Raw genomic sequence first — 15,221 nt, 5'->3', positions numbered from 1 at the left:
CTAGATGAAGAAATCGATACGTGCCGTTGCGGCCACGGCCACGCTTTCGGCAGGTCTGGGGCTGGTCGGACTGGGTGCCGCGAGCGGTGCTCAGGCACAAGTGACGTCCTTCCCGAACTACCCGTGCAATCCCGGCGAGACCTGGAACCCGGGAAACGGGCCCTATTGCAATGTCCCGGGGCCCGGTCCCGGATGGGGGAACGGCGGAGACCTCGGTCCCGGACCCGGCGGCGGTGGACCCGGCGGCGGTGGACCCGGCGGCGGTGGACCCGGCGGCGGTGGCGGGCACGGCGGCGGTGGAGGCGGCGGCGGCCACTAGCGCTGTCGAGCGCTAGACGACTCCGAGCACTGAGTAGACCTCGTTGGACAGGACCAGACTGCGGGGGTCAGCGTTGGCCTTGGTCGGGTCGAAGTGGTTGGCCACATACGCGTAGCCGATGCGGTGCTCCAGGTCGACGAACCCGAACGAGCCGCCCAGTCCGCCATGGCCGAAGATCCGGGGGTTAGGGCCGTTGACGCACCGCTGGTTGAGCATGTAGCCCAGCCCCCAGCCGTGGTCGGCCACCCGCGGCCCGAGCACCAAATCGGTGTCCTGCCCACCTCGGCACACCCGCACCAGATCCATGTGCTGGCGGCTGAGCACCTTCTCCTGAGCGAGCGCGTTGTAGAACGTCGCCAATCCCAGCGCCGAAACCTGTCCGTTGGTTCCAGGGAACTCGAGTTCGCGCCACAGATTCAGATCGTGCGAGCCGAGTTCGTCATCGGGGGCGAATCCCATCGCGATGGATAGCCCCGCCTTGGGGTGCTCAGCCAGGCTGGTCGGGTATTCGGGTGCCTTCGCGTCGGCCAGCAGATCGCGGGCGTGCGGCTTGTTGACCCGCTCGGCGCAGCGGTGTTGCTCGCTCAACGGCAACCCGATATGGACGTCGGCACCTAACGGTTCGGCGATCTCGGTGCGCAGGTACTGGCCGATGGTCCGGCCCGTGACTCGGCGGAACACCTCGCCCATGATGAAACCGAAGGTGGTCATGTGGTAGCCCTGCGCGGTGTCCGGCTTCCACCACGGCTCGGCGGCGGCCAGTTGTTCGCAGACGTAGTCCCAGTCGGCGACCTCTTCCCACCGCAGGCGGGTGCGGGGGCCGATGACGCCGGATCGGTGGCTCATCACCATCGCCAGCGTGATGTCCTGTTTGCCCGCCTGGGCGAACTCGGGCCAGTAGTGCGCGACCGGAGCCTGCAGGTCCAGCTCCCCGCGGTCGGCGAGCTGGTGCACGCAGGTGGACGACAGGCCCTTCGTGCCGGACAACACGGTGGTCAGGGTGTTCTGCTGCCACGGCCGGGTACGGGCGGCGTCGGCCCAGCCGCCCCACAGATCGACGACCAGAGTCCCGTCGACCCACACGGCCACGGCCGCGCCGACTTCATCGCCTTGCGTGAAATTGCGCTCGAACGCGTCGCGAACTCCGACGTAATCCGAGGCGCATGAGCCATGGATCGACGCGTCGGTCAACAGGTCGCTCATGGCGCCTTTCTATCGAGCAGATAGTTAGCCCGAGCGGGCGACGGGAATCGAACCCGCGTAGCTAGTTTGGAAGACTAGGGCTCTACCATTGAGCTACGCCCGCATGTGTTCAGTCGAGCGTGACTGTAGCTGGCGACAAAGATCAAATCTAATCGACTCGGTTTTGTGATCGCTTCGTGAGGTCTGCGACGTCGCCGCGAAGCCCGTGGCCAACCCGGTGTTTCAGGGGCCTTAGGATCATCGAGGTCAGCGCGGGGTGTAGCGCAGCTTGGTAGCGCATCCGCTTTGGGAGCGGAAGGCCGCAGGTTCAAATCCTGTCACCCCGACCAGCACGACCGGCCCGGTGCCCTGAGCGGGACCCACCGGCGCCAATGACGAGCAACGAACGAGCATTGAGGAGCACACCCGTGAAGAGCACCGTCGAGCAGTTGAGCCCCACCCGGGTGCGCATCAACGTGGAGGTCCCTTTCTCGGAACTCGAACCCGACTTCCAGCGCGCCTACAAGGAGCTGGCCCGGCAGGTGCGACTGCCCGGCTTCCGGCCGGGCAAGGCGCCGGCGAAGTTGCTGGAGGCGAGGTTTGGTCGCGAGGCGATGCTCGATCAGGTCGTCAGCGAGGCGCTGCCGGCGCGGTACGGGCAGGCCGTCGCCGAATCGGAGGTGCACCCGCTGGGCCAGCCCGAGATCGAGGTCACCAAAAAGGAGTACGGCGAGGAGCTGGCCTTCACCGCCGAGGTCGACGTGCGTCCCAAGCTCACCCTGCCGGACCCCGGCGAGCTCAAGGTTTCGGTGGACCCGATCGAGGTCAGCGACGACGACGTGGATGCCGAACTGCAGTCTCTGCGTGCCCGATTCGGCACCCTGACCGGTGTTGACCGGCCCGTCGCCGACGGTGACTTCGTCTCGATCGACCTGTCGGCCACCATCGACGGCGAAGAGATCCCGGGCGCCGCCGCGCAAGGCCTGTCGCACGAGGTGGGCTCGGGTCGCCTCATCGCGGGCCTGGACGAGGCCCTGATCGGTTTGTCGGTCGACGAACCCAAGGAGTTCACCGCGCAGCTGGCGACCGGCGAGCACGCCGGCAAGGACGCCCAGGTGACCGTCACGGTCAAGTCGATCAAGGAACGTGAGCTGCCCGAGCCCGACGACGAGTTCGCTCAGCTGGCCAGCGAGTTCGACACCATCGAGGAGTTGAAGTCCAACCTGCGCGAGCAGGTCGGCCGCACCAAGCGTGCTCAGCAGGCCGAGAACATTCGCGAGGCCGCCCTCGACACACTGCTCGAGCAGGTCGAGGTCCCGCTGCCGGAGGCGATCGTCAAGGCCCAGGTCGATAGCGCCCTGCACAACGCATTGCACAGCCTTGACCACGACGAGTCCAAGCTGGAAGAGGTGCTGGCCCAGCAGGGCAAGTCGCGCGAAGAGTTCGAGAGCGAGACGCGCACCGCCGCCGAGACGGAAGTCAAACGCCAGCTGCTGCTGGACGCCCTGGCCGACGAGCTACAGGTCCAGGTCGGCCAGGATGACCTGACCGAGCGGCTGGTGGCTACGTCGCGGCAATACGGCATCGAGCCCCAGCAGCTGCTGGGCTATCTCCAGGAGAACAACCAGCTGCCGGCCATGTTCGCCGATGTGCGCCGGACGTTGGCGATCGCCGAGGTGATCCGGGCGGCGACCGTCACCGATACCGCGGGAAACGCCATCGACACCAGTGAATTCTTCGGCGGCCGCCCGGAGGCCGACGAGGCCGAGGCGACGGGTGAGGCTGAGGCCGACGACCCCGAAGAGGACGACGCCGCGGAGTGACCGCGCCGTGAAGCTGTGAGCGAACGTGGCCCTTTCGGGGGTGCGTGGCCGCGAAACAGTGGGCCCGGTTGGCTAGTGTCGTGAATACGGATCTCGAGAAAGCAGGTAACTCAGTCGTGACTGACATGCGTTCAAACTCGCAGGGTCTCAACCTCACGGACTCGGTCTATGAGCGCTTGCTGTCCGAGCGCATCATCTTCCTGGGTTCAGAGGTGAACGACGAGGTCGCCAACCGGTTGTGCGCGCAGATTTTGCTGCTCGCCGCCGAGGACAGCGACAAGGACATCAACCTCTACATCAACTCCCCGGGTGGATCGATCAGCGCCGGAATGGCGATCTACGACACCATGGTGCTGGCGCCGTGTGACATCGCCACCTACGCGATGGGCATGGCCGCCTCGATGGGCGAGTTCTTGTTGGCCGCCGGCACCAAGGGCAAGCGTTACGCGTTGCCGCACGCCCGCATCCTGATGCACCAGCCGCTCGGCGGGGTGACCGGTAGCGCCGCCGACATCGCCATCCAGGCCGAGCAGTTCCACGTCATCAAAAAGGAGATGTTCCGGCTCAACGCCGAATTCACCGGGCAGTCGATCGAGCGCATCGAGGCCGACTCCGACCGCGACCGCTGGTTCACCGCGCAGGAAGCCCTCGAATACGGCTTCGTCGACCACATCATCACCCGCGCCGCCCACATCACCAATGGAGAAGCCCGATGAACCCCGAAACTCAGCCCCAGGCGCGCTACATCCTGCCGTCGTTCATCGAGCACTCCAGCTTCGGGATCAAGGAATCCAATCCCTACAACAAGCTGTTCGAGGAACGCATCATCTTCCTCGGTGTCCAGGTCGACGACGCCTCGGCGAACGACATCATGGCGCAGCTGTTGGTGCTCGAGTCGCTGGACCCCGACCGCGACATCACCATGTACATCAACTCGCCCGGAGGCGGATTCACCTCGCTGATGGCGATTTACGACACCATGCAGTACGTGCGCGCCGACATCCAGACGGTCTGCCTCGGGCAGGCCGCCTCGGCGGCGGCGGTGTTGCTGGCCGCCGGGACGCCCGGCAAGCGCATGGCACTGCCCAACGCCCGGGTGCTCATTCACCAGCCATCGCTGCAGGGCGTGATCCAGGGGCAGTTCTCCGATCTGGAGATCCAGGCCGCCGAGATCGAGCGGATGCGCACGCTGATGGAAACCACGCTGGCCCGCCACACCGGCAAGGACGCCGCGACAGTCCGCAAGGACACCGACCGCGACAAGATCCTGACCGCCGAAGAGGCCAAGGATTACGGGATCATCGACACCGTGCTGGAGTACCGAAAGCTTTCGGCGCAAACGGCGTAACTGTTCGCCGAATGTGCACTCACGGCGAATTTTCGCCCGATTTCTCGCCCTGAGTGCACGCTCGGCGAACCGCCGCGACATCGCCGGGCCCGACCCGGCAGCATCCGCCGACGATTCGCGCCCCCGCCGCGATCCATTGCGCGGCCAGGTCGGCGCTGAACCGCGACGGACCGATCCAGCTGCGTCGCAACGCGTCCCAGCGCTCGCCGCTGTTCGGGTAGACGATGACGGGCTTCCCGACGGCTGCGGCGGTCGCAATGGCCGGCGACACGTCGTCGGGCGCACAGCAGTTCACGCCGATCGCGACGATCTCGTCGACGCCGGCCGCCACCGCGAACGCGTCGGCCAGCGGCTGCCCGGCGCGGGTGCGGTCGCCGTCGACGGTGTAGCTCAGCCACGCCGGCTTCCCGATCGAACGCACCAGCTCGACGAGGGCCTGCGCTTCGTCGGCGTCGGGCACGGTTTCGCACGCGAGCACGTCCGCGCCCGCGTCGGCCAGGATCTCCAACCGTGGCCGGTGCCAGCGCTTCAAGGCGGCTACCGACAGGCCGTAGCGTCCGCGGTATTCCGATCCGTCGGCCAGCGCCGCGCCATACGGTCCGATCGAGGCGGCGACGAGCAGGCCGCCGACGCCGGCTTCGTCCCGCGCCGCCTTGGCGAGCTCGACGCTGCGGCGCAACAGTCCGACGGTCTCTCGGCGATCCAATCCACGAGCGGCGAAACCTTCGAACGACGCCTGGTAGCTGGCCGTCGTCGCGATCGTGGCCCCGGCGCGAAAGTAGGCGGCGTGCACCGCGGCGATGTCCTGCGGGGCGTCGGCGAGCAGTCTCGCCGACCACAGCGGGTCAGAAAGGTCATGGCCGCGCGCTTCGAGCTCGGTGGCCAAGCCGCCGTCAAGCAGCACGGATCCGCTGGGCCATTCGAAGCCCACAGCCAAACCCACGTCGCCACTGTAGGGTGATTTCTTGGGGGGCCGGCCAGGCCTCGCGTGAACATTGGCGTTGGGTTGGCACCTCCGGAAGCAAGGTCGTAGCCGGTCGGCCTCGGCCGCGTTACGACCGCGACACGCCAAAGACACGCCAAGCGCGCCTTTCGCGAGTTACGGGCACCGTCTGGCTATATGTTTCATCCATACGGACATGCATGAATACCACCGACGCGATTCGGCCCTTATGGTCGCGTCGGGCCCGATCAAACGGGTAGCGTCGATAACACATCCGGGCACCGGCAAACCAACGGCGAACAGGAAGTAGGCCCTTAAGCACCATGGCGCGCATCGGAGACGGCGGTGACCTGCTGAAGTGCTCGTTCTGCGGGAAGAGCCAGAAGCAGGTCAAGAAGCTCATTGCTGGCCCCGGCGTGTACATCTGCGACGAATGCATCGATCTCTGCAACGAGATCATCGAAGAGGAGCTCGCCGACGCCGACGACGTGAAGCTCGATGAACTCCCCAAGCCGATCGAGATCCGGGAGTTCCTCGAGGGATACGTCATCGGGCAGGACACCGCCAAGCGGACGCTGGCCGTGGCGGTCTACAACCACTACAAGCGGATCCAGGCCGGTGAAAAGGGCCGGGACTCCCGGCACGAGCCCGTGGAGCTGACCAAGTCCAACATCTTGATGCTCGGGCCGACCGGTTGCGGCAAGACCTACCTGGCCCAGACGCTCGCCAAGATGCTCAACGTCCCGTTCGCCATCGCCGACGCCACCGCACTGACCGAAGCCGGTTACGTCGGTGAGGACGTCGAGAACATCTTGCTCAAGCTGATCCAGGCCGCGGACTATGACGTCAAGCGCGCCGAGACCGGCATCATCTACATCGACGAGGTCGACAAGATCGCCCGCAAGAGCGAGAACCCGTCGATCACCCGCGACGTGTCCGGCGAAGGCGTCCAGCAGGCGCTGCTCAAGATCCTGGAAGGCACCCAGGCCTCGGTTCCCCCGCAGGGTGGTCGCAAGCACCCGCACCAGGAGTTCATCCAGATCGACACCACCAACGTGCTGTTCATCGTCGCCGGTGCGTTCGCCGGTCTGGAGAAGATCATCTACGAACGCGTCGGCAAGCGCGGCCTGGGCTTCGGCGCCGAGGTGCGCTCCAAGGCCGAGATCGACACCACCGATCACTTCGCCGAGGTGATGCCCGAAGACCTGATCAAATTCGGCCTGATCCCCGAGTTCATCGGACGGCTGCCGGTGGTCGCATCGGTCACCAACCTGGACCGCGAGTCGTTGGTCAAGATCCTGTCGGAGCCGAAGAACGCGCTGGTCAAGCAGTACACGCGGCTCTTCGAGATGGACAATGTGGAGCTCGAGTTCACCGACGACGCCCTGGAAGCTATCGCCGACCAGGCGATCCACCGCGGCACCGGGGCCCGCGGGCTGCGGGCGATCATGGAAGAGGTCCTGCTGCCGGTGATGTATGACATCCCCAGCCGCGACGACGTCGCCAAGGTCGTGGTGACCAAGGAGACCGTCCAGGACAACGTGTTGCCGACGATCGTTCCGCGAAAGCCGTCCCGTTCAGAACGTCGGGACAAGAGCGCCTAACTAGATCCTGGAGCGCACCGGCGACCCGAGCGACGCCGTTCCTCGGCGTCTTGCGCACGGCCTGGACCTGCTGAATTTCCTGCTGGCCGACGTCCGTGACGGCCTGGGCCCGTACCTGTCCATCTATTTGCTGCTGACCCATCATTGGGATCAGCAATCGATCGGCTTCGTGATGGCCGTCGGCGGCATCGGGGCGATAGTCGCGCAGGGCCCGGCCGGCGCCTTGGTGGATAGGAGCACGGCAAAGCGGGCGCTGATCATCGTCGGCGCGCTGACGATCACCGCGGCGTCGTTGGCGATGCCCTTGTTCCCCGGGTTCTATTCGATCTCGGTACTGCAGGCGCTCACCGGAATCGCCGGATCCGTTTTCGCTCCCGCATTGGCCGCCATCACCCTGGGGCTGGTCGGCTCCCGTCGATTCTCCCGGCGGATCGGACGCAACGAGTCGTTCAACCACGCCGGAAACGCCTGCGCCGCAGCGATTACCGGCGTCCTGGCCTATGTGTCCGGACCGGTCGTCGTCTTCTGGGTGCTGGCCGCCATGGCGAGCGCCAGTGTTGTTGCGACACTGTGGATTCCGGGTGACGCGATCGACCACGACGTGGCCCGGGGCATGGACCATCTCCCCGGGGAACCGCGCCGAACCCCTTCCCGGCTCACCACGCTGCTGGGCAATCGGCGGCTGATGATCTTCGCCGTGACGGTCATCGCGTTCCACTTCGCCAACGCGGCCATGCTGCCGCTGGTCGGTCAGCGCCTGGCGCTGCACAACAAAGACGTCGGAACTGCCCTGATGGCCGGCTGCATCGTGGCCGCGCAGGTCGTCATGGTGCCGGTGGCGTACCTGGCGGGCGCCAAGGCCGATTCGTGGGGGCGTAAACCGATCTTTCTGGCCGGATTCGCGGTTCTGGCCGCCCGTGGATTCCTTTACACGTGCTCGGACAACTCCTACTGGTTGGTGAGTGTGCAACTGCTCGACGGCGTCGGGGCCGGCGTGTTCGGCGCTCTGTTTCCCCTGGTGGTGCAGGACGTGACGCACGGAAGCGGTCGATTCAACGTCAGCTTGGGGGCGATAACGGCCGCGACCGGCACCGGCGCAGCGATATCGAACCTGGTCGCGGGCTCGATCGTGGTCGCGGCCGGCTACAATGCCGCGTTCGCCTTCCTGGGCGCCCTCGCCGCGGCCGGATTCGTGTTGTATCTGATCGCGATGCCGGAAACGGCGGAGGCAAAATCCGGCGCCGGAACCGCGGCGGCCGGAGGCGGCCACGGTATGGGCGACAGTAGCTAACGCGCAATACGTGACCAACAACACAGTTTGGTTTCGTACTCGTCAGTAGCTCCGCCTGACTTCGGGTTTTGCCGACAAAACGGCGCCGTGACATGCATAAGGGACCGCCATACAACCCTCAAGGAAATGCCATAATTGATACCGGCAGTGACATGAAGCGCTAGCGGGCCGAGGCCGCTTCGAAGGCGCGTAACCTGGAACGTCGGCGGAGTGTCTGTCCGGTGAGCAAAGTGGAGGGCAAAGACGTGGATCCGAACGGCAGCGGAGCCGCATCAGACTCACATGGGGCTTCCCCCAACGGATCTGCCCGTCAGCGCCTCGAACAGGTCGTCATTCGCTTCGCCGGGGACTCCGGCGACGGCATGCAGCTCACCGGAGACCGGTTCACATCCGAGGCAGCGCTTTTCGGCAACGACCTGGCGACCCAGCCCAACTATCCCGCCGAGATTCGCGCCCCCGCAGGCACCCTGCCCGGCGTCTCGTCCTTCCAGATTCAGATCGCCGATTACGACATCCTGACCGCCGGCGACCGGCCCGACGTCCTCGTCGCGATGAATCCCGCTGCGCTCAAGGCCAACATCGGTGACCTGCCCCGCGGTGGCATGGTGATCGCGAACTCCGACGAGTTCACCAAGCGCAACTTGACCAAGGTGGGCTACGTCACCAACCCGCTCGAGACGGACGAGTTGTCGGACTACGTGGTGCATTCCGTCGCGATGACCACGCTGACGCTCGGGGCCGTCGAGACGATCGGCGCCACCAAGAAGGACGGCCAGCGCGCCAAGAACATGTTCGCGCTGGGCCTGTTGTCGTGGATGTACGGGCGGCCGATCGAGACCAGCGAGAAGTTCATCCGGGAGAAGTTCGCCCGCAAGCCCGAGGTCGCCGAGACCAACGTGCTGGCGCTGAAGGCGGGCTGGAACTACGGCGAAACCACCGAGGCCTTCGGCACCACTTACGAGGTCTCCCGGGCGACCCTGCCGTCGGGCGAATACCGTCAAATCTCGGGCAACACCGCGCTGGCGTACGGCATCGTGGCGGCCGGCCAGCTGGCGGACATTCCGGTCATGCTCGGCAGCTACCCGATCACGCCCGCGTCGGACATCCTGCACGAGCTGTCCAAGCACAAGAACTTCAACGTGATCACGTTCCAGGCCGAGGACGAGATCGGCGGTATCTGCGCGGCGATCGGCGCCTCGTACGGCGGTGCGCTGGGCGTGACCACCACCTCCGGCCCGGGCATCTCGCTGAAGTCCGAAGCGCTCGGGCTGGCCGTGATGACCGAGCTGCCGTTGCTCGTCGTCGACGTGCAGCGCGGCGGGCCTTCGACCGGGCTGCCCACCAAGACCGAACAGGCCGACCTGTTGCAGGCGCTGTTCGGCCGCAATGGCGAATCACCCGTCGCGGTGCTGGCCCCGCGCTCACCCTCGGACTGCTTCGAGACCGCACTCGAGGCGGCGCGCATCGCGGTGTCCTACCACACCCCGGTGATCGTGCTGTCCGATGGCGCGATCGCCAATGGGTCGGAGCCGTGGCGCATTCCGGACGTCAGCACGCTGCCGGGCATCACGCACACCTTCGCCAAGCCGGACGAGCCGTTCCAGCCCTACGCACGGGACCCGGAGACGCTGGCCCGGCAGTTCGCCGTGCCCGGCACCCCGGGGCTCGAGCACCGGATCGGCGGCCTGGAAGCGGCGAACGGCTCGGGCAACATCTCCTACGAGCCGGTCAACCACGACCTCATGGTGCGGTTGCGCCAGGCCAAGATCGACGGAATCTCGGTCCCCGATCTGGAGGTCGACGACCCGACCGGCGACGCCGAGCTGCTGTTGATCGGCTGGGGCAGCTCCTATGGCCCGATCGGCGAAGCCTGCCGGCGCGCCCGGCGCAAGGGCATCAAGGTGGCGCACGCCCACTTGCGTTACCTCAACCCTTTCCCGGCCAACCTGGGCGAGGTGCTGCGGCGCTACCCGCAGGTGGTCGCGCCGGAAATGAATCTGGGTCAACTCGCGTTCCTGCTGCGGGGCAAGTACCTGGTCGACGTGCTGTCGGTCAGCAAGGTGCAGGGCGTCGCGTTCCTGGCCGACGAGATCGGCCGCGTCATCCGCGCCGCGCTGGGTGGGACGCTGGCTGAAGTCGAGAACGACAAGACGATGGTCGCCAGAATGGCGGCAGCAACGGTTGGAGCCAGCGCATGAGCTCAATGGTCTTGGCGGGCAACAACATAGAGCGAAACGCGATGTGGGGGCACGCCCCCAGCGGGAGGGACCCCCACCCGCGTGCGGGGGAGAGGAACGACGCTCGTGACTGACGTGATCGGCAACCTGGCGGGCAAAGACCTCGGTGTGACCGCGAAGCTGACAAAGAACGACGGGGTCCCCACGTTGGCTGCTGAGGACCAGCCGCAGAAGTCCAAGGACTTCACCAGCGACCAAGAGGTCCGTTGGTGCCCGGGCTGCGGGGACTACGTCATCCTCAACACCATCCGCAACTTCCTGCCCGACCTCGGGCTGCGGCGCGAGAACATCGTGTTCATCAGCGGCATCGGCTGCTCGAGCCGATTCCCGTATTACCTCGAAACCTACGGCTTTCACTCGATTCACGGCCGCGCGCCGGCCATCGCCACCGGTCTGGCGCTGGCCCGCGAGGACCTGTCGGTGTGGGTGGTCACCGGTGACGGCGACGCCTTGTCGATCGGGGGTAACCACCTGATCCACGCGCTGCGCCGCAATGTCAACATCACGATCCTGCTGTTCAACAACCGGATCTACGGCCTGACCAAGGGGCAATACTCGCCGACATCGGAGGTCGGCAAGATCACCAAGTCGACCCCGATGGGATCGCTGGACCACCCGTTCAACCCGGTGTCGTTGGCCCTGGGCGCCGAGGCGACCTTCGTCGGCCGCGCGCTTGACTCCGACCGCAACGGACTGACCGAGGTGCTGCGCGCCGCCGCCGGGCACCGGGGTGCCGCCGTGGTCGAGATCCTGCAGGACTGCCCGATCTTCAACGACGGCTCGTTCGACGCACTGCGCAAGGAAGGCGCCGAGGAGCGGGTCATCAACGTCCGCCACGGTGAGCCAATTGTGTTCGGCGCCAATGGCGAATACTGCGTCGTGAAGTCGGGCTTCGGTCTGGAGGTGGCCAAGACGGCGGACGTGTCGGTCGACGAGATCGTGGTGCACGACGCGCACAGCGACAACTCGGCCTACGCCTTTGCCCTGTCGCGGTTGTCGGACCAGAACCTCGAACACACGGTGCTGGGCATCTTCCGCAACATCAGCCGGCCCACCTATGACGACGCGGCGCGCTCGCAGGTCCAGGCGGCCCAGTCCGCGAAGCCGTTCGATTCCGCCGCGCTGCAGTCGCTGTTGCGCGGGCGCGACACCTGGACCGTCGACTGACGTGGGCGAGCAGATACTCGACACGGATCAGGCCGTGTCGCTAGCGGGAATAGTCCTGGCCGGCGGTGAATCGCGGCGCATGGGCCGCGACAAGGCCACCCTGCCCGGCCCTGGGGGTGCCCCCACGCTCCTCGAGTATGTCGCCGGGGTGCTCGCACAGCGCTGTGAGCCCGTTTTCGTGGTGGCCGCACCGGGGCAACCGTTGCCGACCGTGCAGGCGAAAGTCATCCGCGACGAGGTGCGCGGCCAAGGGCCGCTTCCGGCGACCGGACGAGGGCTGCGGGCTGCCGCGGAGGCGGGCGCCAGGTACGCCTTCGTCTGCGCGGTCGACATGCCGCTTCTGTCTGCGGAATTGATCGACGACCTGGTGCGGCTGGCCACCGAGACCAACGCCGAGATTGTGCTGCCGTGGGACGGCCGCAGCCACTACCTGGCCGCGGTGTACCGCACCGATTTGGCCAAGCGGATCGAGGGCCTGGTCGCCGGCGGCGCCCGCTCGATGCGCGCCTTGATCGACGCCTCGGACGCGCAGCAGATCGTGCTGCCGGAATCGCGCTTCCTGGCGAACGTCAATACGGAGAGCGACCTGCTCGCCCTCGCGCAGTCGCGGGGCTGAAGGTGTAGCGCCGGGTCGATCGGCCTGGCGGACATTCACTTTGCCGCTGTTCGGCGCCGCTGATATCGCGCCGAAAACACCGGCACTTTTCACCTCGATAATTTCCGCGATAGTCATTGCGCAATTCCGTTATGCAGGCGGTGCCGAGCGATCCTGCAGCGCGGCGGCCACTAGCGTGATCGGTTGCGGCGGTGGTGATTTGAAGCGATCACCAGAGCGCGTATCGATTTGCGGGGCGGGCTGCGGTCGGACTTTGTCGAAGAAACCCCCGCCTTATCGACGAAAGGCATTGCAGCCCTTTTGCATCCCTTGCTGTGTGAATGAAAAATATTGTCTAGCAAGCGGATACAAACTGATGTGCTTGGTTCGGCAGAACCGAACCGGGGGCGACTCATGATTCGGCGTCGAATTATGCTGCTGGGCAGGGAAAGTCGATACCGTTCCCTTTTTCATGGTTTCGGCGTCTGAAGTGCGCAGAAGTTGCGGTACTCTACGCCGGCCCGCAGCGGGGATTCGGATCCGTTGAAGGCCTGGAGAATCGGCTCGCTGCACCGGAAATAAACGTGCGCCAGCTCACAAAACACAGGTGATTCGGCTCACCATTCGTTTGGCTGATCCGATCGAGCTTCGATCCCGAAAACGCCGCAATAACCTGGGTAAATGGAGCCGCTGCCGCGGCGTGATCGACCCGTTACCGAAACGAGATACCCGATTTCTCAAGATGACTAACGCGTCGAGGTTCTCTACGGTCCCTGTTAGCCCACAACGGGTTACGGAAGAGTAATCAAATAATTGAATCCACGGACCCGCGTGCGAGCGGCGCCACGGACGGCGAGAGCCCGACCGTGGTCGGTGGGTAATACCCGCTGAGCATACTTGGCCCGCCGCTGCCGTGCCTGACCCAGACGGCACGTTTCAAAGCAGGCAATAACCAGACAGCTTCAGCCCACATCCGTGGGCTTGCTTTGGCGCGCGCACCGCGAAAGGAAGATTCTTGAAGAACGTCCGAAAGACGCTCATTCTTGCCGCGGTCACGGGCACGCTCGTGACCATCCCGTCGGCCACCGCTCACGCGGACGAGGTGCCGGCGGGCTTCGACCCGAACGCGCCGGTCGTCGGCCCCGCTCCGGACGCTCCGGCTCCGGACGCTCCGCCGGCCCCGGACGCTCCGCTGCCGCCGGCTCCGGACGCTCCGCTGCCGCCGGCTCCCGACGCTCCGCCGCCCCCGGCTCCGGACGCTCCGCCGCCGCCGGCTCCCGACGCTCCGGCGCCTGGCCCGGACGTCCCGCCGCCTCCCGTCCACCGGGCGTACAGCGTGAACTGGGATGCCATCGCGCAGTGCGAGTCAGGTGGCAACTGGGGGATCAGCACCGGTAACGGCTTCTCCGGTGGCCTGCAGTTCACCCCGAGCACCTGGCGCGCCAACGGTGGGTCGGGCTCCCCGGCCGGCGCGAGCCGCGAGGAGCAGATCCGGGTCGCCGAGAACGTGCTGCACTCGCAGGGCATCGGCGCTTGGCCGGTCTGCGGGCGCCGCGGCTGAGCCGCAGCCACAATCGACGGCTTCGCTGTCATACATCTAAGAAGTGCCGGGCCTTGTGCCCGGCACTTCTTGGCTTCTCGAGGGCGCTTGATCGTCAAAACAGCCATAGACGGTCCCAAAGCGATTCTCGGTGGTTCACCGCGTTTCGCGTCGTGTGCGATCTTCAGGCGTAGGTCAGCTTCGGACCAGGTGGTATAGCCGGTAGCTGGCATCCCCGTCACGCAGCCCTGTCTGGTGCCAGGACCCCTCCGCCGGGGCGCCCTTGCGCATCCGGGACCGCAAGAACGGGATTGGTGAGAGGTTCTCCGACACCGCAGACAGGTAGCGGCTGTTCAAGCCCATGCCGCGAGCGACATCATCACTGATGTCACGCCATGACGCGATCTGCAAGCCGGGCGCAGCGGCTAGGTCCGCCTCCCAGTCGCCACATTCCGCACGCTTGCGAAAATCCGTATACAGAAGCGACCCCTTTGGCGCCAGCACCCGTGATACCTCACTCAGGAAGCGGTCGAAGTGCGGGTAGCAGTGCGACGATTCCACGTTCATCACCACATCGAAGGACCCTTCAGCGAAGGGCAACGCTTCCGCGTCGCCTGGCGTGAAACTCAGCCGGGGCACACCGTGATGGCGGCGGCGACAGAACCGGATTCCCGTGCGGTTGCGATCCAGGCCCTGATATGACGCCGGCCCGAAGGTACGCGCCAAATACGACGCCCCGCCACCGTGCCCGCAGCCGACCTCGAGCACCCGCTTACCGGACAGTTCACCTTGCGCAGCCGTCGCGTGGTAAAGCTGAATCGGGTACCGGTGCTTTTCATCCTCGTCCGAAAGCGGAATGCCCATCGGCGGCTCTTCCTCGTACGCCCAGTTGAAGAACAGCATGTCGTCGTCAGCGCGCCGCGTGAAATACGGGTAGAAGCCCTTCCACCACAACGAGCCCACCCGCTGCATCAAAGCCACCATCGCCCCCCATGTTCGTGTCGAGTGAAGTAGGAGCGCAGCAACCCGACCGCTGGCTAGACCCCCGAAGTATTCAGGGGTACCCAATCCCCTGGAAGACAGTTCGGCGCGGAGGGATCGGCAGGGAGTTCACAGCAGGACATCAGTTGACGCCGTCGACGAGCTCTTCATAATCGCCGGCATATCTCTAG

General features: G+C 65.8%; 13 protein-coding genes and 2 tRNA genes. 11 read left to right on the top strand and 4 right to left on the bottom strand.

Features of this window, described 5'->3' with window-relative positions:
• The first annotated feature begins 170 nt into the window (after nt 1–170).
• A complete protein-coding gene (locus AC5Y7E_RS17845; RefSeq protein ID WP_499915350.1) occupies nt 171–335 on the top strand; it encodes a hypothetical protein in 165 nt (54 codons plus the stop codon).
• Here AC5Y7E_RS17845 and AC5Y7E_RS17840 read toward each other — a convergent pair.
• Both AC5Y7E_RS17840 and AC5Y7E_RS17835 read right to left on the bottom strand, forming a co-directional pair.
• Nucleotides 332–1,522 (bottom strand): serine hydrolase domain-containing protein, encoded by a 1,191-nt coding sequence (locus AC5Y7E_RS17840; RefSeq protein ID WP_499950096.1) that lies wholly within the window; start codon nt 1,520–1,522, stop codon nt 332–334. The genes AC5Y7E_RS17845 and AC5Y7E_RS17840 overlap by 4 nt on opposite strands.
• 32 nt (nt 1,523–1,554) lie before the next feature.
• Nucleotides 1,555–1,625, bottom strand: a tRNA-Gly gene (locus tag AC5Y7E_RS17835).
• A gap of 149 nt (nt 1,626–1,774) precedes the next feature.
• On the opposite strand from AC5Y7E_RS17835, the gene AC5Y7E_RS17830 reads away from it, so the two are divergent.
• The 4 genes from AC5Y7E_RS17830 (at nt 1,775) to clpP2 (ending at nt 4,672) form a co-directional block, all read left to right on the top strand.
• Nucleotides 1,775–1,851 (top strand) — tRNA-Pro (locus AC5Y7E_RS17830).
• A gap of 78 nt (nt 1,852–1,929) precedes the next feature.
• Nucleotides 1,930–3,324, top strand: a complete 1,395-nt coding sequence (gene tig / locus AC5Y7E_RS17825; RefSeq protein WP_499950095.1) for a trigger factor — start codon at nt 1,930–1,932, stop codon at nt 3,322–3,324.
• An 80-nt stretch (nt 3,325–3,404) separates the two neighbouring features.
• Nucleotides 3,405–4,040, top strand: coding sequence for an ATP-dependent Clp protease proteolytic subunit (locus tag AC5Y7E_RS17820; RefSeq protein WP_499915355.1), 636 nt, complete (start codon nt 3,405–3,407; stop codon nt 4,038–4,040).
• Entirely contained in the window at nt 4,037–4,672 is a 636-nt protein-coding gene (clpP2, locus tag AC5Y7E_RS17815; protein ID WP_066860217.1) for an ATP-dependent CLP protease proteolytic subunit ClpP2, read from the top strand. Before AC5Y7E_RS17820 ends, clpP2 begins: the two co-directional genes overlap by 4 nt.
• 19 nt (nt 4,673–4,691) lie before the next feature.
• On the opposite strand, the gene mmuM is transcribed toward clpP2, so the two are convergent.
• A complete protein-coding gene (gene mmuM, locus AC5Y7E_RS17810; RefSeq protein ID WP_499950094.1) occupies nt 4,692–5,615 on the bottom strand; it encodes a homocysteine S-methyltransferase in 924 nt (307 codons plus the stop codon).
• Nucleotides 5,616–5,938: 323 nt separating this feature from the next.
• Here mmuM and clpX point away from each other — a divergent pair, with 323 nt between their 5' ends.
• From clpX to AC5Y7E_RS17780, 6 genes are all read left to right on the top strand, one after another.
• Nucleotides 5,939–7,219, top strand: coding sequence for an ATP-dependent Clp protease ATP-binding subunit ClpX (clpX, locus tag AC5Y7E_RS17805; RefSeq protein ID WP_064953001.1), 1,281 nt, complete (start codon nt 5,939–5,941; stop codon nt 7,217–7,219).
• A 7-nt stretch (nt 7,220–7,226) separates the two neighbouring features.
• A complete protein-coding gene (locus AC5Y7E_RS17800) occupies nt 7,227–8,510 on the top strand; it encodes an MFS transporter (RefSeq protein ID WP_499950303.1) in 1,284 nt (427 codons plus the stop codon).
• A gap of 245 nt (nt 8,511–8,755) precedes the next feature.
• Nucleotides 8,756–10,708 carry a 2-oxoacid:acceptor oxidoreductase subunit alpha gene (locus AC5Y7E_RS17795; RefSeq protein WP_499950301.1) on the top strand — a complete coding sequence of 651 codons (1,953 nt, stop codon included), beginning with the start codon at nt 8,756–8,758 and terminating at the stop codon, nt 10,706–10,708.
• A gap of 81 nt (nt 10,709–10,789) precedes the next feature.
• Nucleotides 10,790–11,914: a 2-oxoacid:ferredoxin oxidoreductase subunit beta gene (locus tag AC5Y7E_RS17790; protein WP_499915360.1), complete on the top strand. Its 1,125-nt coding sequence runs from the start codon at nt 10,790–10,792 to the stop codon at nt 11,912–11,914.
• Nucleotide 11,915: 1 nt separating this feature from the next.
• On the top strand, nt 11,916–12,530 hold the full coding sequence (gene mobA, locus AC5Y7E_RS17785; RefSeq protein WP_499950092.1) for a molybdenum cofactor guanylyltransferase: 615 nt from the start codon (nt 11,916–11,918) through the stop codon (nt 12,528–12,530).
• A 994-nt stretch (nt 12,531–13,524) separates the two neighbouring features.
• Complete coding sequence (locus tag AC5Y7E_RS17780) at nt 13,525–14,070, top strand: transglycosylase family protein (RefSeq protein ID WP_499915364.1); 546 nt, start codon at nt 13,525–13,527, stop codon at nt 14,068–14,070.
• Between the two features lie 174 nt (nt 14,071–14,244).
• Here AC5Y7E_RS17780 and AC5Y7E_RS17775 read toward each other — a convergent pair whose 3' ends face one another.
• On the bottom strand, nt 14,245–15,033 hold the full coding sequence (locus tag AC5Y7E_RS17775; RefSeq protein ID WP_499915366.1) for a phthiotriol/phenolphthiotriol dimycocerosates methyltransferase: 789 nt from the start codon (nt 15,031–15,033) through the stop codon (nt 14,245–14,247).
• Between the last annotated feature and the right edge of the window lie 188 nt (nt 15,034–15,221).

The sequence above is a fragment of the Mycobacterium sp. NGS17 genome, from assembly GCF_059813205.1.
The sequence above is the reverse complement of the archived record's forward strand: the minus strand, read 5'-3'. Positions and strand labels throughout refer to the sequence as shown.

Coding starts and splice junctions, on each gene's coding strand:
- AC5Y7E_RS17840 (WP_499950096.1), bottom strand. CDS start 1,522: ATGAGCGACCTGTTGACCGACGCGTCGATCCATGGCTCATGCGCCTCG.
- AC5Y7E_RS17775 (WP_499915366.1), bottom strand. CDS start 15,033: ATGGTGGCTTTGATGCAGCGGGTGGGCTCGTTGTGGTGGAAGGGCTTC.
- clpP2 (WP_066860217.1), top strand. CDS start 4,037: ATGAACCCCGAAACTCAGCCCCAGGCGCGCTACATCCTGCCGTCGTTC.
- clpX (WP_064953001.1), top strand. CDS start 5,939: ATGGCGCGCATCGGAGACGGCGGTGACCTGCTGAAGTGCTCGTTCTGC.
- AC5Y7E_RS17845 (WP_499915350.1), top strand. CDS start 171: ATGTCCCGGGGCCCGGTCCCGGATGGGGGAACGGCGGAGACCTCGGTC.